At 64.7% G+C, this 20,889-nt stretch carries 5 protein-coding genes; 3 read left to right on the top strand and 2 right to left on the bottom strand.

Translation table 11 applies throughout. The features are described from left to right. Positions 1-161: 161 nt before the first annotated feature. Together LKE06_RS18080 and LKE06_RS18075 are read left to right on the top strand one after the other, a co-directional pair. Positions 162-503 carry a hypothetical protein gene (locus LKE06_RS18080; RefSeq protein WP_228000426.1) on the top strand — a complete coding sequence of 114 codons (342 nt, stop codon included), beginning with the start codon at positions 162-164 and terminating at the stop codon, positions 501-503. A gap of 105 nt (positions 504-608) precedes the next feature. After that, the gene (locus tag LKE06_RS18075) at positions 609-1,862 is read left to right on the top strand and encodes an FAD-dependent monooxygenase (RefSeq protein ID WP_228000425.1); all 1,254 of its coding nucleotides are present in this window, start codon (positions 609-611) and stop codon (positions 1,860-1,862) included. Positions 1,863-1,895: 33 nt separating this feature from the next. Here the strand turns inward: LKE06_RS18075 and LKE06_RS18070 are convergent, their stop codons facing one another. Then, positions 1,896-3,209, bottom strand: coding sequence for a cytochrome P450 (locus tag LKE06_RS18070; RefSeq protein WP_228000424.1), 1,314 nt, complete (start codon positions 3,207-3,209; stop codon positions 1,896-1,898). Between the two features lie 38 nt (positions 3,210-3,247). Here LKE06_RS18070 and LKE06_RS18065 point away from each other — a divergent pair, with 38 nt between their 5' ends. Then, a complete protein-coding gene (locus tag LKE06_RS18065) occupies positions 3,248-3,517 on the top strand; it encodes a hypothetical protein (protein WP_228000423.1) in 270 nt (89 codons plus the stop codon). Between the two features lie 9 nt (positions 3,518-3,526). On the opposite strand, the gene LKE06_RS18060 is transcribed toward LKE06_RS18065, so the two are convergent. After that, complete coding sequence (locus tag LKE06_RS18060) at positions 3,527-20,653, bottom strand: non-ribosomal peptide synthetase (protein WP_228000422.1); 17,127 nt, start codon at positions 20,651-20,653, stop codon at positions 3,527-3,529. Positions 20,654-20,889: the final 236 nt, after the last annotated feature.

The raw sequence follows: 20,889 nt of genomic DNA, 5'->3' as shown, positions 1-20,889 counted from the left end.
CCTTTTGCGACCTTCGCCACTGCCTCCGCCATGGGCATCCTTGGATTGGACAACCGTGGGGAATGTGGCGAGCGTTGTATATAGGTCATTCGGCAGCTGCTGGAGTTCCGCGAAAACGCGTAGAATTTCACCAGGTCGGGACTGTCATCTGGAGCCCTATCATGATCAAGAGAAAGAATTCACACACGATGTTCGCCCGGTTGGCAGCCGCCGCCGGTATAGCCGCAGCTGCCGCGGTTCCGGTCGTCGCTGCCGCGACGCATGCGCCTACCGCGCAAGCAACAACGCCCACGTCCGCAACCCAATACGTCGACAGACCCGGTGGGGGTCACGGCGGCGGCTGGGGCAACGGTGGTTGGGGCAACGGCGGTTGGGGTCACGGCGGTGGTTGGGGGAACGGTGGTTGGGGGAACGGCGGTTGGGGGAACGGCGGTTGGGGGAACGGCGGTTGGGGGAACGGCGGCTGGTGGAACCCATTCGGCGGCGGCTGGGGCAGCTTCTAGCGGCGACGACCGAGCCCGGACACGCACAGCGTGCCGGGCTCGGTTGCATCGAGTACCGATCGTGTGGGCCTGGGTTCGACCAACCGGGCTGGAGCGGGTGACGAGATGAAGATCGTGTGTATCGGTGGTGGGCCGGCCGGGTTGTACTTCGCCATTTCGATGAAGCGGCGCGATCCGGCCCATGACATCACGGTGATCGACCACCATCCCCCCGGGTCCACCTATGGCTGGGGCGTCGTGTATTGGGACGACCTGCTCGACATTCTGTATCGGAACGACCCCGACAGCGCCCAGGCGCTGCGTGCCAAGTCGGTCCTATGGCGTGAACAGGCAATCCATTTGCGCGACAGCCAGACCGCATATTTCGGGGGCTATGGGTTCAGCATGGGGCGCGCGGCACTGCTCGACGTACTTTCCCGACGGGCGAGCGACCTGGGCGTCGATGTCCAGCACGGGCGAGAGGTCCACGATCTGTCAGGTTTCGACGACGTCGATCTCATCGTCGCCTCCGACGGCGCAAACAGCCGGGTACGGCAGCTGAGTAGTCATTGTTTCGGCACGTCCGTCACTCTCGGCGAGAACCGATATATCTGGCTCGGTACGGACAAGGTCTTCACCCGATTCACCTTCGCCTTCGAACACACCTCGGCCGGTTGGATCTGGTTCCATGCCTACCCGTCGGTGGCCGAAAAAATCAGCACCTGCATCGTCGAGTGCCAACCGCAGACTTGGCATGGACTGGGATTCGATTTCCTGGACAACCTCGAGAGCTTGCGTGTTCTGGAGAACATCTTCACCCACCCTCTCGACGGTCACTCGTTGATCGGCAAGACGCGAGGCGATTTCGCTAGGTGGAGCCGCTTTCCCGAGGTAACGAACACGAGCTGGTATCACGACAACGTGGTGCTGCTCGGCGATGCAGCTCATACGACACACTTCACCATCGGTTCGGGCACCCGGTTGGCAATCGTCGACGCCGTCGTTCTCGCACAGAACCTGTACGAGCATGCCGAGGTCGCCGACGCGCTGGAGAACTATGATGTGCAGCGGCGTGCTGCGCTGCGGCCGATACAGGCCTCCGCCCGTTCCAGCATGGTCTGGTTCGAACACGCCGACCGGTATCTCGACCGCAGCGCCGTGCGGTTCGCCTATGCGATGGCGGCTCGGCACGGGATGCAAATGCCGTGGCAATATCAGCAACACCTGCTCACACAGGTACCCGCTGTGCGAAAGATCCGGCGTGCCATCGACTCCGGACAGCGGTGGTGGCGCGCTGCCAGACGGGGGGAACGCGCGCTGGCACTGCCCTCGCCGCGACGCCCACCTGCACCGATCCCGACCGATCAGTCGATGTTCTGATCCCCACACAAGCCGAGCACCGGCAACTGAGAGTTACCGGCCGGTGCGCTCGGCCTGGCTGCCCGGGTCGGCAGTAAGTTTGGCGGGCATGGAGCGGTAGGCGTGCAGGTTCTTCAGGCGACGCGGGATCGGCGGGCCGTCCAAGCGCAAATCCGGGTATCGCTCGAAGAGGGTCCGCAGCGCTATGACGCCTTCCATTCGGGCCAGCCGGTATCCCAAGCAGCCGTGCACCCCGCTGCTGAACGCGAGGTGATCCGCGGCGTTGGCCCTGGTCACGTCGAATCGTTCGGGATCGGGGAAGACACCGGGGTCGTAGTTTGCGCCCGCCAATGACAGTAAGACCAGGGAACCGCGCTTGATGTGCTGATCGGCGATGTCGACGTCACAGTTGGCCATCCGGGCGGTCATCCGCACGGGGCAGTCGTAGCGCAGGATTTCCTCGATCGCGCCAGGCCACAGCTCCGGCTGTGCCAGCAGCAGTCCCAACTGATCCGGATGGCTGGTCAGCAGGGCGATTCCGTTGCCGAGCAGGTTCACCGTCGTCAAGAATCCGGCGTCCAGCAGCAGGGCCGCGTTGGCGATCTGCTCGCGGCGGGTGAGCTCATCACTTGTCACCAGCACGGTGAGCAGGTCATCGCCCGGTTCGGCGGTGAGCATGTCGATACGCTGGTCGAAGTACTGCTTGACCTCGGCCAGCTCGTCGGTGGCGTGGCGATACGTGGTCCAGGACAGGGCTCGGTCGACCAGCGGTGCACTGTTGAAACCCCACTTCAGCATGGTCGAATGCATGTCGGCGGGAAACCCGAGAATCTCGGCGATGATCGCGACGGGCACCTGCGCGGCGAAGTCCTCGATCAGGTCCGGCTGCGGCTTTGATTCCAGGCGTTCGAGTAGGCCATCGGTCACTTCAACGGCCCGTTGCTCTAATGCGGCAACCGCCCTCGGGCTGAATGCCTGCCCGACCAGGCGTCGGTACCGGGTGTGTTCCGGCGGATCGGTCACCAGCATCGAGGGCGGTTCCGCGAGGTTGGGAAGTTCCCGATCCGTCTTGGCAAGCACCCAGCGGATCGGCTTCGGAATGACTACATGGTTGGGCGTGACCACGCCGAAGCGATTGTCTCGCAGGATGTGACGACACAGTGCGTAGTCCGCGGTGACGTGCGCTCCCGACAGCTTGGGCAGACGGCCCCGCTCTCGGATCTCCTCGATGAACGGCGACGCGCCGAGCAAGCGATCCTGGCCGAAGACGATCTGTGCGAGGGGATCGCCCCGACGCGCCGACCACAGCAGATAGGACCGCGTTAGGCCGTGCAGAAGCAGCCACCGAATCCACGCCCGAGTCACCATGATCACCTCCCACTCCAGCCTCTTCCCTATGACAGGCAATGATAGGCGATGACTATGATCTTGCACCGCCGTCTGTGCGGTTGGCTGGTCTTGTCGACGATGTTGGTGACCTGCGATTATCGCCACCTTCCGGCAACTCGCGCGTGCGTAACCCTGTTCCCAAACGTTTACTTATTATTCCAAACGTCGAAAGCGTTGCCTCGGCAGGTGCACCCCGGCTCGAACTCGAGCTGGGAGGCCGGCGCGACGCCGGAGCGCGCCTGACGATCCGCTTGATGTTCATGATCGGCTTGTTCTTGCTGGCGTAGGGGCTCCAGCTAAGTGGTGCGGGTCGAGCGCAAGTGTTCTGTGAGGACGAGTCCGATTGCGCGAAGCGCGGCGGGTTCGATCATCCGTTCGTGCCGGATCGGAATATGGTGTTCGATGATCTGTCCGGTGATGAGACTCTGCCATCCGAGGGCCGGATTGGGGCTGCCGTCGGTATCGTCGGCGGCGCGGAAATAGATCAGGTCACCGTCGAAGGACATCGGCCGATGGTGCATGGTGAGATCGACCAGGCGGGTGTAGTCCTCGCGCAGGATCACCAGATGCTCGGCGGTCACGGCGGTGAACAATCCGCCTTGCTGGTGCAGCAATTCGGCTGCGGCTTCGGCATCGAGATCGGTGGCGCCCTCCGGAACGGCGAGACCGCCGAACTCGGCAAGCATCTTCGCGATGGTGGGTGTGGGAGCACGGACGGTGCGGGCGGTGACGACGCGGGTGTCCATCATGGCCAGAGTTGCGACGGACTCGCCGTCGGCGCGGAGCCGGACGGCGATCGCATGCGCGATGCTGCCGCCGAGCGAGTAGCCGAGCAGGTGGTAAGGGCCGTGCGGCTGGACGGTCCTGATCTCCCGTACGTAGCGGGCAGCGAGTTCGTCGAGCGTGGCGAACGCGGCGTCGGCATCGCTGAACGCCGGGGATTGCAGTCCGTATACGGGGCGGTCGGGATCGAGGTGCTGCACGAGTCCAGTGAAACCCCAAGCCAATCCGATTGCCGGGTGGATGCAGAACAACGGTGCGTCGGCTCCGGCGGCCCGCAGCGGGAGCAGCACCGCGAGTGCGTCGTCGGGGTCGTGTTCGTCGATGCCGCGCAGCCGGGAGTCGATGCGGTGTGCGAGCGATGCCGGGGTCGGATCGGTGAAGATCCACTGGATCGGCACGGTCACACCGGTCGCTTCCGCGAGCCGGGCCACAAGTTGGGCGGCGGCCAGCGAGTTGCCGCCCAGGGTGAAGAAGCCGTCGTCGACGCCGATTCGTTCGATGTCGAGGGTCTCGGTGAAGGCATCGCGGACGGTGGCCTCGAGCGGGGTGGTCGGCGACCGGAACCGGGTCTGTCGTCCGTCCGGCGTCGGTAAGGTCCGGTAGTCGACTTTGCCGGTGGCGGTGAGCGGTATCCGGTCGAGGGTGAGGATGGTCGTGGGGATCATATGGGTGGGCAGTCGGCTTGCGAGGTGAGTGGTCAGTGCGGCGGTGTCGATTGAGGTGTGGAGGGTCGCTACCACGTAGCCGATGAGTTCATCGTTGCCGTTGGGATGGGTGTGGACCGTGACAGCGGCACCGCTGACGTCCGGGTGACCGCGTAGCGCGGTTTCGATGTCACCGGGTTCGATGCGGTGGCCGTTGATTTTGAGCTGTAGGTCACTGCGGCCTTTGAATTGCAGCGTTTGATCGACAGTCCAGATGACCAGGTCGCCGGTGCGATACATTCGTGTCCCGGCCGGTCCGTATGGGTCGGGGACGAATCGAGTTGCCGTGGTCGTGGGCTGCCGGTGGTAGCCGCGGGCGAGACCCGGTCCGGACAGGTATAGCTCGCCGACTACCCCAGGCGGGACGGGGCTCAGTCTGCGGTCGAGTACGACGGCGTTGAATCCGCGGACCGGGCCACCGATTGTTATCGGGCTGTCGGTGCTCGTGGTCAGCGGAGCGGCGGCGCAACTCATGATCGTGGTTTCGGTTGCCCCGTAGGTGTTGATCACCGTGTGGCCCGGCGTCCATTGCGCTGCCAGGTCGGGTGCGCAGATCTCACCGCCGAGGATCAGCGTGTCGAGGGTGTCGATCCCGTCGGGGCGCAGTGATCCGAGCACGGTCGGGGTGAGGGCGGCATGGGTCACGCGTTCGGTGTTGATCAACTCGCCCAGTTCGGCGCCGGCGACAACCGATGTGGGAGCGAGGACCAGGGTGGCGCCGGCCGCGGTCGCCATGAGCCATTCCAGGATCGAGACATCGAAGCTCGGTGAGGCGGCGCCTAGTATGCGACAGGTCGGGGTGAGACCGAACCGTTCCCTTGCTTCGACGGCAAGGTTTGCCAGCCCGGCGTGGGTGACCGCGACACCCTTGGGGATGCCGGTGGAGCCCGACGTGTAGATCAGATAGGCCGGGTGCTGTGGCCGCAACGTGGTGGTGCGGTCGGGGTCGCCGATCGTGGTGGGGGCCGCCGCCGCTGTCCTCGCGGTGAAGGCGGGGCTGTCGACGGTGAACCATTTGACGGCGTCTGACAGCTGGTCTTTATGGGTTTCGAGGGTCAGTCCGACGCTGGCGCCGGAATCGGCGATGGTGCTTGTGATCCGGTCGTGCGGATGGTTGAGGTCGATCGGAACGAATGCGCCGCCGGTTTTAGCGACTGCCCACACGGCGATCACGCCATTGATGGAGCGTGGTAGCGCTACGGCTACCAATGACTCCGGTCCTACTCCTGTTTCGATCAGTACGCGCGCCCACCGGTTAGAGGTTTCCTCGAGTTCGCGGTAGGACAGCCGTTCGCCGTCGCAGGCCAGCGCTTCCGTGCCGGGCGCCATCGCGACCCCGTCCGACAAAACCTGCGGCAACACCGACATCGCCGCGCCGGGCCGACCGCGAACAGGTACCAGCGTGGCTCGCTCGACCGGCGATAGCAGCTCCAGTTGGGTGAGGGGGAGGTCGATGTGTACGGCGATGGCATCGAGCACTCGCAGCACCCGGTCGGCGATGGCATCGATCTGGTGTCGGGTGAACATTTCGGGCTGGTATTTGAAGGTCAGGTGCAGTCCGGTGTCATGGTGGACGATCAGGCCGAGCGGATAGTGTGCGGCATCTCGTCCGTGCACGTCGAGGACGCGCATTCCGGCGATGTCGGTGTCTTCGGACAGCCCGGCCCGGTCGATCGGGTAGGACTCGAAGACGGTCGCGGTGTCGAATATCGCACCGGGACCGGTCACCTGTTGGATGCGGGCGAGTCCGAGGTGGTGATGGTCGAGCAGCGCGGCTTGTTCAGTTTGGATTCGCTGTAGCAGTTGGGCGAGGTTTTCGCGGTGGTCGAGCCGGACCCGCACGGGCACGGTGTTGATGAACAGTCCGATCATCGATTCGATGCCGGGGATCTGTGGCGGGCGCCCGGAGACGGTGGTGCCGAAGACCACGTCTTCGCGCGCGGTCAGGCCGGCGAGCACGATCGCCCAGGCGGCTTGGATAAGGGTGTTGAGGGTGGTTTCCTGCTGCTGGGCCACCGTGACCAGGGCCGCGGTGTGCTGTTCGCTCAGTTGCACCTGGACCTCACGCGGGGCGGCGGTGTGGCGGCGGGCGCGGTCCGCGGACGCGAGCAGCGTCGGCTCGACCGTTCCGTCGAGTGACCGCGCCCACGCGGTCTCCGCCGCGTCGTGATCCTGGGCGCACAGCCACTTCAGATAGTCGCGGTAGGGACGCACGGGAGGCAGTACCTTCGGGTCGCTGTCGCTGGCGTAGAGCATCAGCAGCTCCCGGATCAGCAGTGGCGTGGACCAGCCGTCGATGAGGATGTGATGAACGGTCAACATCAGCCGGTACTGCTGGGGCGCGATACCGATCAGGGTCAGTCGTAGCAGTGGCGCCTCGGTCATGTCGACGTGGCGGTCGCTGTCCATGAGGTGTTCGAGCGCGGCCTCGGTGTCGTCGTGCTCGGCCAAGTCGATCTGGGTGAACGGCACCTCGACATGCCGATGCACCACCTGGACCGGCTCATGGGCGCCGTCGCGCACAAAAGCGGTCCGCAGGTTCGGGTGCCGCCCGACGAGCGTCTGTGCGGCGCGGTGCAGCCGGTCCGCGTCGACGCGGCCGCCCAGTTCCACGCAGAGTTGCACGATGTAGGCGTCGACGGCGCCGTCGGCGAGCTGGGCGTGGAACAGCAGTCCCGCCTGTAGCGGCGTGAGCGGCCAGATATCGTCCAGCGCCGGGTGCCGGGTCTCGAGCCGATCGATGGCGGCCTGGTCGAGGTCGACCAGGCTGACATCGGAGGGCGTGAGCCCGCCGACACCGGGCCTGGACGCGTGGGTGGCCAGAGCTGTCACCGCGTCGCGCCACAGCTCGGCGAGGTCGGTGACTTCGGCGGAGGTGAGCACGCCCGTGGGATAGTCCCACGAAGCGGTCAGGGCCGGCCCGTCCGGTGTATCCATGGTGACCGCGTTGACGCCCAGCACGGCTGCCACGGACGCGTCTGGATCCTGCACACCGCCGCCTTTGATGTCGCCGCTGGCGGGCATCCACCCGCTGTCGCGCAACGCTTCCGGAATGGTGTCGAAACGACCGAGATAGTTGAAGCTCACCTGCGGGGTCGGCAGTGCACGCAGGATGGGGGCGGTATCGGTGTTGAGGTAGCGCAGCAGCCCGTAACCGATTCCGTGGTCGGGAACCTTGCGGAGTTGTTCCTTGACCGATTTGACGACCGCCGCCGCGGCAGTGCCCGCGGCGAAGGCGTTGTCGATGTCGATATCGGACAGGTCGAGCCGTACCGGGTAGGTGGTGGTGAACCATCCGACAGTGCGGGTGAGGTCGGCGCCGGGGAGCACCGTGTCGTGGCGGCCGTGGCTCTCGAGAGTGAGCGACGTCGCGGTGATGTCGTCGCCGCGCCGGCGCCGCCACCGAGACAGCGCCAGCGCGAGCCCCGCGATGAGGGCGTCGTCCACATTGCCGCGGAACGCTTGCGGCAGGGTGGTGAGCACCGAGCGGGTCACCGCGGTCGGCAGCGTCACCTCGACTGTGGCGACGGTGTCCTGCACGTCCACATCCGGGTCGAGCGGGCGGGAACCGATCGGCGGATCAGCGGCGCTGAGCGTGGATCGCCACCAGTTGAGTTCATCGAGGCTCCCCGCGGCGGTGTGCAAACCGTGCGCCCAGCGCCGCATCGACGTACCGACGGGTGCGAGCCGCGGCCGTTGCCCGGCACTGATCTGCGCCCATGCGGCAGCGAGGTCGGGCACCAGGATCCGCCACGACACCCCATCGACGACTAGATGGTGTATGACCACGAGCAGCCGCCCCGGCTGTCCGGCCCAGTCGAACCAGACCAGCTGCAGCATCACTCCCGCCGCGGGGTCTAGACGCTCGGTGGCCGCGTTCGCCTCCGCGTCGACAATCGCGGCGAAAGCACTGCTGTCCGGTGCCGCATCCACCGACACGTGCCGGATCAGCCCGGCGGCGGACACCCCGGTCGGCTGCACCTGCAGGGCCCAGCCGGATGGATGCGCGGGGTCGGAATGTAGTCGGGCCCGCAGCATGTCGTGCTGATCGATCACCGCTTGCACGGTCGCCGCGATTCCGGTCCTGTTGATGCCGGCTGGCAGAGTGAGCAGCACCCACTGGCAGAAACGGTCTAATCCGCCGCGCTCGGACATCCAGCACATGATCGGCGTCAGCGAGGTCGGACCCACACCCCCGCCCGGCAGTTCCGCCGGAAGGGCGGCCGCGGCGGCACGGTCGTGGACGGCGATCCCGGCCAGCCCAGCGACCGTTTTGTGCTCGAACACCTCGCGCACGGAGAACACCAGACCCGCCGCCCTGGCGCGGGTCACCAACTGGATCGACACGATGCTGTCACCGCCGAGGGCGAAGAACGAATCATCGAGTCCGACCGCGTCGATACCCAATACCTCGGCGAACAGTCCCGCCAGCGTCGTCTCCACCTCGGTGACCGGTGCCCGGAATTCGGCCCGGCTCGTGGTGAAGTCGGGCTCGGGCAGCGCGGCGCGGTCGAGTTTGCCGTTCTTCGTCAACGGCAGCGCGTCCAGCATCACCACGGTCGCGGGCACCATATGTGGGGCCAACCGCTGCGCCGCGAATTCGCGGACCTCGGCCGGGTCGAGGTCGGCGCCGGGCTCGGGCACCACGTACCCGATCAACCGATCGCCGGTGGCGGGGCTCCGGTGCACGGTCGCTACCGCGTGGGCCACGCCCGCGCAGGCCAGCAGACCGGATTCGACTTCACCGAGTTCGATGCGGAAACCATGGAGCTTGACCTGGAAATCCACCCGGCCCACATAGTCGAGGGTCAGGCCTTCTTCGGGTAGCCGCAGCCAGCGCACCAGGTCGCCGGTCCGATACATGCGCTGTCCCGGGGCTTCGAACGGATCGGCGACGAACCGCGCCGCCGTCAGATCCATCCGGTTGTGGTAACCGCGAGCCAGACCCGGACCCGTGAGATACAACTCCCCCACAACCCCGACCGGTACCGGCCGCAACGACGCGTCGAGCACAACCTGCCCGACGCCACGGATCGGTCCGCCGATCGTCACCGCCGTCGATGGGTCCAGCGCCGCACTGATATTCGTCATGATGGTCGTCTCGGTCGGACCATATCCGTTGTGGAACGCTCGGCCCGGCGCCCACCGTGCGACCAATCCCGGCGGGCAGGCTTCGCCGCCGGCGACGAGCACCCGCAAGCCATCCAGGCCTGCCGGGTCGACCGATGCCAGCGCCGACGGGGTGATGAAGGCGTGCGACACCCGCTGATCGATCAGCAAGCGCTGCAGCTCTTCTCCGCCGTATACGGTTGTCGGCGCGATCACCAGTGTCGCTGTTGCCTCGATCGCCATCAACTGTTCGAGCATGGCCGCATCGAAGCTCGGTGACGCGAAGTGCAGGATCCGCGCCGATGGCGTCACCGCGTACCGGTCACGTTGCTCGGCAGCGAAATTCGCCAGTCCGGTATGGGTGATGATCGCGCCCTTGGGGCGCCCGGTGGAGCCGGAGGTGTAAATGACGTACGCCGGGTGGGCCACATGCAGCGGTACCTCCCGTTCAGCCGGCGTGATGGCGGCCGCGGAGGTAGTGGTGAGATCGGCTCGTAGCTCGGGGGCGTCGAGTACGAGCCAGTCGATCGTGCCGGGCAGTTCTGCCGCTACCGTCGATACGGTGATACCGACCTGCGCACCGGAATCGGTCAGCATGAAGGTGATCCGGTCGGCGGGGTAGGTGGGGTCGATCGGCACGAACGCTGCCCCCGACTTCGCGACCGCCCATACCGCCAGCACCGACTCGACCGACCGGGGCAATGCGACCGCAACAATTGCCTCTGGCCCCACACCCCGATCGATCAGCAGTCGGGCCAACCGATTCGACTCGGTATCCAATTCGCCGTACGTCCACCGCTGATCCCCGTAGACCACCGCGACCGCCTGCCGATCCCGCCGCACCGTCGCCGCCAACAGCTCCGGCAACACTCGCCCCGGCACCGCCGAGTTACCCGACACCGACGTCAGCTCCCGGTATTCCGCCGGGGAGAGCAGATCCAGCCGGGCCAGCGGCAGATCCGGGTCGGTGGTAACGACGCCGATCACCCGCAGGACCCGCTGCAAGGTCGAGTTCACCATGTCGTGGTCGAAGAGTTCGGGCAGGTACTTGATTTTGAGGTGCAGTCGCGTGTCGACATGCGCAACCACTCCCAGCGGATAGTGCGCGGCGTCGGTGCCGGTCACGTCGAGCAGCCGCATGCCGGCGATGTCGGTGTCCGCCGTCTGCCCACCGCGATCGATCGGATAGGACTCGAACACCGTCATCGTGTCGAACACCGCCCCCGGACCGGCCACCCGCTCGATGTCGGTCAGCCCCACGAGCTGGTGGTCGAGCAGGGCGGTCTGCTCCGCCTGGATTCGGTCGAGCAGCTGCCCCAGGCTCTCGGCGGCATCGAGGCGGACCCGCACCGGCAGCGTGTTGATGAACAGCCCGATCATCGATTCGACGCCCGCGATCTGCGGGGACCGTCCGGAGACCGTGGCACCGAACGTCACATCGTCCCGGGACGTCAACGCGCGCAACACGATCGCCCACGCCGTCTGGATCACGGTGTTGAGGGTGATGCCACGGGACCGCGCGCGACCGGTCAACGCAGCGGTCTGCTCCTCGGTCAGTTCGCCGACCACCTCACGTGATTCGGTGTATCGACGGCGGGGATCAGCCGGAGCCACCAGAGTCGGCTCGTCGGCGCCGTCGAACACGCGGGCCCAGGTGTCGAGCGACGCAGCCGAGTCCTGCCCGGCGATCCACGCCAGGAAGTCCCGATAGGGCCGAACCCGAGGCAGCATCGAGGCATCGCCGTCGGTGGCATAGAGCACCAGCAACTCCTTCAGCAGCAGCGGTGTCGACCAGCCGTCCACCAGCAGGTGATGATTGGTCAGCACCAACCGGTAGCGCTGCGGCCCCGTGGTGACCAGCATCCAACGCAGCAGCGGTGCCCGCGTCGGGTCGAACCGGGTCGCCCGGTCCGCGGCCATGAGTTGCTCCCACTCGCGATTGCGTGCCTCGTCGTCCAGCCCGGACAGGTCCAGCTCCGACCAGGGCGCCTCGACGTCTTCCTGGACCACCTGCACCGGCGCGGCGCCGATGTCGGTGACGAATGCGGTGCGCAGATTCGCATGCCGGTCGAGCAGCACCTGCCCGGCTCGGCGCAGCCGCTGCGGATCGACCTGCCCACCCAGCTCGAGGACCAGCTGCATCACGTAGGCGTCCACCGACTCCTCGGCGACCAGCGCATGGAACAGCAACCCCTGCTGCAACGGCGTCAATGGCCAGACGTCGCTCAACGCCGCGTACCTGTCCTCGAGGCGCTCGATCGCGGACTGGCCGAGCCGGACCAGATCCAGATCCGATGGCGTCCGTCCCCCGCTCCCGGAGTGGCGGGTATGAGTTGCCACGGCAGTCAATGCCCGACACCACGACTCCGCGACCTCGCGCACCTCGTCGGCGGTGAGTATCCCGGCGGGATACGACCAGATCGCCCGCAATCGCGGCCGGCCCCCGTCGTCGAGGGTGAGGGCATTGATGTCGAGCACCGCGGACACCGGCATATCCGGATTCCGTGCACCGGCGAGCTCGCCACCACCAAGGTCACCACCGCCATCCACCGGCAGCCATCCGACCGCCGGCATCCCCTCGGGAATTCCCGGGGAGACCCGGCCCAGGTAGTTGAAGCCGATCTGCGGCGTTGGCAGAGTCTGCAGTATCGGGCCGGTGTCCTCGTTGAGATACCGCAACAAGCCGTAGCCGATCCCGTGGTCCGGGACAGCGAGGAGCTGTTCCTTGACGGACTTGACCGCTGCCCCCATAGCCGGCCCACCCGCGTACGCGTCGTCGAGATCGATGCCCGACAGATCGAGGCGTATCGGAAAACTCGTGGAGAACCAACCAACCGTCCGGGTGAGATCCGAGCCCGGGACAACGCCCTCCTCTCGGCCGTGCCCTTCCAGACCGATCACCACGTCCGCTGGCGCGCGGCGGCCGGAGGCCTCCGTCGCGCACTCGCGCCGCCACTTCGTCACAGCCACCGCCAGCGCGGCCAACAGCCCGTCGCCCACGCTGCCGCGGAATTTCGCGGGCACTTCGGTCAACAGCGCCTCAGTCACCTCGGGAGACACGTCGACCGTGATCGTGCGGACAGTGGCGGCGACATCGATCGCGGGGTCGAGGGGCCGGGACCCGATCACCGGATCGTCACCGACGGCCATCCCTTGCCACAATTTGAGCTCGGCGACCCGGTCCGGACGTTGGGCCGCCTCGGCCAACCCATAAGCCCACCTGCGCATCGAAGTCCCGACCGAGGGCAGATCGGGTTGCTCACCGGACTCGATCCGCATCCACGCGACCGCGAGGTCCGGTATCAGCACCCGCCAGGAAACTCCATCGATCGCCGAATGGTGCACCAGCATCAGCACCCTGCCCGGCTCTGCCGTACCCACCGGATCGAACCAGACCATCTGCACCACGATCCCCGCGCCCGGATCGAGCCGGTCCGCGGCGGCATCCAACTCTGCCGCCGCCAACGCGCGGAACTCAGCGGTTCCCAGCCCGCCCGCCATCGCAACCCGGTGAACGACGTCGTCGGCGCGAACCGCTCCGACCGGCAGCACATCCCAACTCCAGCGCCCGTCGGCGCCCGGACGCAGTCGCGCGCGCAGCATGTCGTGTCGATCGAGTACCGCCTGCACCGTATCCGCCAGCCGCTGCCCGTCGATCCCGGCCGGCACACCCAGCACCATTGCTTGCGAGAAGCGGCCGAACCCCGACTCCGCCCGCTCGAGCAGCCATCGCATGATCGGCGTCAGCGGTATCGGTCCCACGCCTCCGCCGGGCAGTTCCGCAGGAAGGGCGGGCGCCGCGGTGCTGTCTTGCACGGCGATCTGGGCCAGTCCGCTGACCGTTTTACGCTCGAACACCTCGCGCGGGGAGAACAGCACGCCCGCTGCCCTCGCCCGAGCCACCAACTGGATCGACATGATGCTGTCTCCGCCGAGGGCGAAGAAGGAGTCGTCGAGTCCGATTGTGTCGGTGCCCAGTATGTCGGTGAATGCGTGGGCGATGGTGTGTTCTATGGGTGTTTCGGGTGCTCGGAATGGTGTGTTGTTGGTGTGTTCTGGTTTCGGTAGGGCTTTGCGGTCGAGTTTGCCTACCGGTGTCAGTGGGATGTGGTCCAGGACCATGATCGAGGAGGGGACCATGTAGGACGGTAGCCGTTCGGTGAGGTGTTCGGTCAGAGTTGTGGTGTCGATCGAGTGATCGGGTGCGGCAACGACATATGAGACCAGGGATTCGGTCCCGGAGTTGTTGCGGTAGCCGATGGTGGTGACGAATCCGACGGTTTCGTGGGTGGCGAGTGTTGCGTCGATTTCGCCAAGTTCGATGCGTAGGCCCCGGATTTTCACTTGGAAGTCGGAACGGCCGAGGTGTTGGACTGCTCTGTTGGTGGTCCACCGGGCTATATCCCCGGTGCGGTACATGCGTTCACCGGGTATCCAGGGGCATGCGACGAAGCGGTCGGCTGTCGCTGCTGAGCGATGGTGATATCCGCGGGCCAATGCGGCGCCTGCGATGTATAGCTCACCTGCTACACCGACTGGTACTGGTTGCAGTCGTTGATCCAATACCCATTCCGATACACCGCGGATCGGACCGCCGATCGTGACCGACTCACCTGCCGCCGATGCAGTGCCCTGATTGGTCATGATCGTGGCCTCGGTCGGACCATAAGCATCGATCATGTTGCGACCGCTGCCCCATCGCTGAACCAAATCGGTGCCGTAGTCCTCGCCGCCCACTACCAGATGTCCCAAATCCGGTAGCGGCCAACGGGTGCGGTCGACGGTGGATAACGCGGACGGTGTGATAAAGGCGTGGCTGACATGCTCGCGGTCGAGCAGTCCGCCGAGTTCGTCGCCACCATGCGCGTCGCTGGGTGCGATAACCATCGTCGCGCCCGCGCACAGCGCCGACAGCAATTCTTGTACCGACACATCGAAGCTTGGCGAAGCCAAATGCAAAGTACGAGAATTGGCCGCAACGTCCATGGCATCCCGGTGCTCGGTGGCACAATTGCCGAGTCCCTGGTGGGTGACCGCGACACCTTTGGGTAACCCCGTCGATCCGGAGGTGTAGATGACGTAGGCGATGTCATCGACACGCAGCGGACGTACCCGGTCGCTGTCGGTGACGGGATGGTTGTCTGCCTTGTCGAGGTTGTCCGGTGTCAGCCAGTCGATGTTGTTGGGCAGCTGTGCGCGCACGGATGCCACGGTGAGGCCGATGGCCGCTTTCGAATCGGTCATCATGTAGGTGATGCGTTCGGTGGGGTAGGTGGGGTCGATTGGTAGGAAGGCAGCTCCGGATTTGGCGACTGCCCATACGGCGAGGACCGATTCGATGGAGCTTGGTATTCCGATTGCGACGATGTCTTCGGGGCCGATGCCTCGTTGAATGAGCAGTCGCGCCAATCGGTTCGAACGTTCGTCCAATTCTCGGTAGCTCAGTTGCTGTCCGTCGAACACGATCGCTGTAGCGTCGGGGTCGTGGGCGACTGCTGTGGTCAGCAGGTCGGCCAGGGTGGTGGGGGTGACTGTTGGTGCTCCGGAACGTGTCAATAGATCGGCTCGTTCGGCGGGGTCGAGTACTTCGATCGTTCCGACCGCGACCGTCGGATCGGTGGCGATAGATTCCAGTATCCGAATCCAGCGGTGCACAAGAGAATCGATGGTCGTGGCGTCGAATAAATCTGTGGCATAGGTGACCGATACCGTCATATCGCCGCTGTCAGGGTCGTCCGATATCACGAACTGCAGGTCGAAGCGAGACACTTCGGTGGGCAGGTCGACTACCGACACAGCCAGGCTGGGCAGTTCGAGTTCAACTTGTTGCAGGTTTTGGAATGCCAACAGGACTTGGAAGAGTGGGTGTCTGGACTGGGATCGCTGCACGACGAGTTGATCCACCAACTGCTCGAACGGAACATCGGCATGTTCGAAAGCGTCGAAGTCGATTTGTTTGATCCGATCGAGTAGATCGGTGAACGATTCATCGATATCGATGTCGGTCCGCAATACCAATGTGTTGACGAACATGCCGATCACGTCGTCGAGTGCGGAAGCGCCACGTCCGGCGATCGGGGTGCCGATCGGAATGTCGGTGGTGCCACTCGAGCGGGCAAGCAGAACTGCCAGTGCGCCATGGATCACCATGAACAACGACGAACTCCGTCGCCGCGCAAAGCTTTTCAACATCCGAACCAACTCGGCATCCACGGTGTAGTCGACCGTCGTACCCCGATGAGACATCACCACTGGCCGTGGCCTGTCGACCGGCAAAGACAACTCCTCGGGAACACCGTCCAGAGTTTCGGTCCAGTATCGGATCTGCTGGGCGCACAACGATTCCGGGTTGTTGGGTGATCCGAGGGTAGCTCGTTGCCATAGTGCGTAGTCCGCATACTGGACAGGCAGCGGTGTCCACGTTGGGACTTCACCGCGAATCCGTGCGGTGTAGGCAGTTGTAACGTCGCGGGCCAGGGGTGTCATGGAGAAGCCGTCCGCGGTGATGTGATGCACCACGACGGCCAGCACATATTCGGGTTCCTCGCTGCCGACCGCACGGAACAATCGGGCACGCACCGGCACCTGGGTGCTCACGTCGAAGCCCTCGGCGACGAATTCGGTTACCGTTGCGATCAACTGGCTCGGCAGAACTGGTACCGGAGTCAGTTCGTGGTCTAGGTCGTCGGCTGATTCGATCAGCTGGATCAGCATTCCGTCGTGGTCCGGGTACCGCGTTCGCAATGACTCATGTCTGCGCAGCACATCGACCATGGCCAATCGCAGGGCAGCGACATTCACCTCACCGCGCAACCGAATGGCGATCGGCATGTTGTACGCCCCAGCGCCGGGTTCGTACTGATTGAGGAACCACATCCGTTGTTGGGCCGGTGCCAACGGCACGAGTTCGGGGCGCGGCCCGGCGATCAACGGCGGACGTTGTCGCCCCGTGCCGGCATGCCGCGCTATATGGGTTGCGAGCGCCGCGACCGTGGACGCCTCGAACAACAGCCGCACCGGAACCTCGGTTTCCAGCACGGACCCGAGTCGCGTCGCGACCCGGGTCGCGACCAAACTGTCTCCGCCCATGTCGAAGAACGAGTCGTCGAGACCGACCGTGTCGATACCCAGTATGTCGGTGAACACCTGGGCGATCGTGTGTTCTATCGGTGTCCCGGGCGCCCGGAACGGTTTGTTGTCGGTGTGTACCGGCTTCGGGAGGGCCTTGCGGTCGAGTTTGCCTACCGGCGTCAATGGAATGCGGTCCAGCACTATGATCGAAGACGGGACCATATACGACGGCAACCGCCCCGCGAGGTGTTCGGTCAAAGTAGCGGTATCGATCGAATGATCCGGCGCGGCAACAACATACGAAACCAGCGACTCGCCCCCGGAATCGTTGCGGTAGCCGATGGTAGTAACGAAACCAACGGTCTCATGAGCGGCAAGTGTCGCATCGATCTCACCGAGTTCGATGCGTAGGCCCCGAATCTTCACCTGGAAATCGGAACGGCCGAGATGCTGGACCGCTCCATCGGCCGTCCACCGAACCACATCCCCCGTACGATACATACGCTCACCAGGCGCCCATGGGCACGCCACGAAACGCTCAGCCGTCACCCCCGCCCGACGATGATATCCACGCGCCAATGCGGCACCCGCGATATACAACTCACCCGCCACACCAACCGGCACCGGCTGCAACCGCTGATCCAACACCCATTCCGAGACACCACGAATCGGACCACCGATCGTAACCAACTCACCCGCCACCAACGGAGTCCCCTGATTAGTCATGATCGTAGCTTCGGTCGGACCATAAGCATCGAAGAACTCACGACCGTCGCCCACCCAGCGTCGCACCAGCTCCGGCGGGCAAGCATCACCGGCAGAAACGACGACTCGCAGGTTGTCGAGCCCGTCCGGATTCATCGAAGTCAACGCTCCCGGCGTGATCACGGCGTGGGTCACCCGCTCGCGACGCAGCAGCTCGACCAGCTCCGCGCCACCGTAGATGCCGGGCATGACGATCACCATCGTGGCGCCGGCACCCACCGCAAGGAGTAACTCCCAGACCGAGGCATCGAAGCTCGGCGATGCGAAATGCAGGGTCCGCGAATCCGCGGTCACCGCATAGCGTTCCCGCTGTTCGGAACTGAGCGCGGCCAACCCGGCATGCGTCACGGTCACGGCCTTCGGCATACCCGTGGAGCCCGAGGTATAGATCAGATAGGCCGGATGCTGCTGCCGTAGTGAGGTTGTGCGTTCGGGATCGGAGATCGGCTGGGCACCGCAGTCCTTGTCGATGTTGTCCGGTGTCAGCCAGTCGATATCGTCGGGCAGTTGTGCGCGCACGGATGCCACGGTAAGACCGATAGCCGCTTTCGAATCGGTCATCATGTAGGTGATGCGTTCGGTCGGGTAGGTCGGATCGATCGGCAGGAAAGCAGCTCCCGATTTGGTCACCGCCCATACCGCGAGGACCGAATCCACAGAACGCGGCATACCGATCGCGACAATATCCTCCGGACCGACACCCCGTTGAATAAGCAACCGCGCCAATCGGTTCGAACGCTCGTCCAACTCCCGGTAGCTCAACTGCTGCCCATCGAACACAATCGCCGTAGCGTCGGGATCCCGCGCGACCGCCGTACTCAACAGATCCGCCAAAGTGGCAGGCGCCACCGTCGGCGCACCCGAACGTGTCAACAGATCGGCCCGTTCAGCGGGCTCGAGCACCTCGATCTCCCCGACCGCAACCATCGGATCGGCGGCAACCGACTCCAATACCCGAATCCACCGACGCACAAGAGAATCAACGGTCGCCGCATCGAACAAATCCGTGGCATAAGTGACCGACACCGTCATATCACCACTGTCACCGTCCTCCGACAACACGAACTGCAGATCGAAACGAGACACCTCGGAAGCCAGATCGACCACCGACACCGCCAGACCAGGCAATTCGAGCTCAACCCGTTCCAGATTCTGGAATGCCAACAACACCTGGAACAACGGATGCCGGGACTGAGATCGCTGCACAACAAGCCGATCCACCAACTGCTCGAACGGAACATCGGCATGCTCGAAAGCATCCAGGTCGACCTGCCTGACCCGACCGAGTAAATCCGTGAACGACTCATCGAGATCGATATCGGTCCGCAACACCAAAGTATTGACAAACATGCCGATCACGTCATCGAGCGCAGCAGCACCACGCCCCGCAACCGGCGTACCGATCGCAATATCGGTCGTACCACTCAACCGGGCAAGCAACACCGCCAACACACCATGGATCACCATGAACAACGACGAACTCCGCCGCCGCGCAAAACTATCCAACCCCCGAACCAACCCGGCATCCACCGTATAACCGACCGTCGCACCCCGATGAGACATCACCACCGGCCGCGGCCTGTCAACCGGCAAAGACAACTCCTCCGGAAGGTCCGCGAGCGCGGCGCGCCAGAACGCCAGGTTCTCGCGGCGGCGCCGGATCCGCGCCCCGTGGCGGGCGCTGTCGGGGTGGACCTGTCCGAGATCAGTGCCCGGCGTGGCGGCTGCGAACGCGTCGAGGAAATCCACGAATCCGGTACAGTGTGCCGACAATCCGGGGCCGGTATAGAGGTTGGGATTGGCGAGTAAGTGGACGATCGTCCGCGGCGGGTCCCCGGTCTGATACACATCGATCAGCAAATCCTCGACCGGCCCCGAACTCAGGATATGGAATTCCCCGGTCATCGATCCAAAACGGATCTGCTGGGGGAAATACATGACATTCACCAACGGGCCCGCGAAACGCCGCTGCCCGCTGTATCCGGCATATCCGGCGGCCGTGCGAATATCGGTGAGGCCGCACCGCTGATGCCGAAGGGTGCCTACCAGGTCGGACTGCACCCGCCGCACCAGCGTCGCGACCGTGTCCTGCGGACCGAGCGCGATCGGAAGCGGTGTGACGTTGACGAACACACCCCCGGACCGCCGCAGCACGGCGGTTGTGCGACCTGACACGGGAATGTTGACCAGGACCTCGTCGCGGCCGGTCATCCGGGCCAGATAGCATCCGAATGCGGCGATCACCACCGCGGCAGGGCTCGCTTCCAATGCTTTCGCGGACTGGTCGATCCATCCCACCGCCGCCGGCGACAGTTCGGCGGTGGCGGCCACACTGTCCGCGCGTGTGGGTGCGTGCCCGGCGGCCAGACTGGACTCTTCCCCGACATCGGCCAGTTTCTTCAGCCAATATGCTTGGTCGTCGGTGAACCGCTTCGACTCCCGGTAGCTGCGGTCGGCCTCGTAGAGAGAACGCAGATCCGCCGCCCGGTTCGGCTGCGCCGGCTGGCCCTGCACCGCCGCCGTGTACAGCGCCCCGATCCGGTTCACGATCATCATCCCGGCGTAGCCGTCCAGCGCGACGTGGTGGATCCTGTTGTACAACAGGTGATGCCGATCCCCGACCTGCACAATCGCCGATGCGACCAACCGGTCCCGGCTCATATCCAACGGCGTGGTGTACTCGCGATGCATCCACATCAAGCCCGCCGCGACGGGATCCGGTTCACGACGCATATCGATGAGCGGCCCCGCCGACTCCAGCGCCGGGTCGTACAGTTGATGCGGTTCACCGTCGATTTCTACCAACCGTAGATACCCCGACTGGAACTCGTGGCCTGCTTGAATCGCCACCGCACGCAGCAGATCGACGTCCAGCTCCCCATAGATCTCGATATACTGTGCCTCGCATATCGGCACGTCCGGACTCAATTGCTGCGCCAGCCACAACCCTCGCTGCCCAGCGGACAGCGGCACCGGCTGTATCACTGGCATGCCCGGCTCGGCAACTCCACTCGATCCCGGGTCAGGATGAATCTGCTGTCGCGGAAAGGTCATCGGTTCCCCATTCGCCAATCCTCACCAATTCAAGCACTCCGGTTCTTTTGTGTACACCCCGAGCTCATAATTCGTACCCAAAGTTAATGGGCAATGGGTTTAACATTCTCGATGTAACCGTTCAGTAGCCAAAAATTATTGAAGACGGTGTACTACGCGGTTGTGATTCGTTC

Origin of the sequence: Nocardia australiensis, from assembly GCF_020733705.1 — a bacterium.
GTDB lineage: Bacteria > Actinomycetota > Actinomycetes > Mycobacteriales > Mycobacteriaceae > Nocardia > Nocardia australiensis.
Note: the sequence above shows the minus strand (reverse complement) of the source record. Positions and strands in the feature narration are given on the sequence as shown.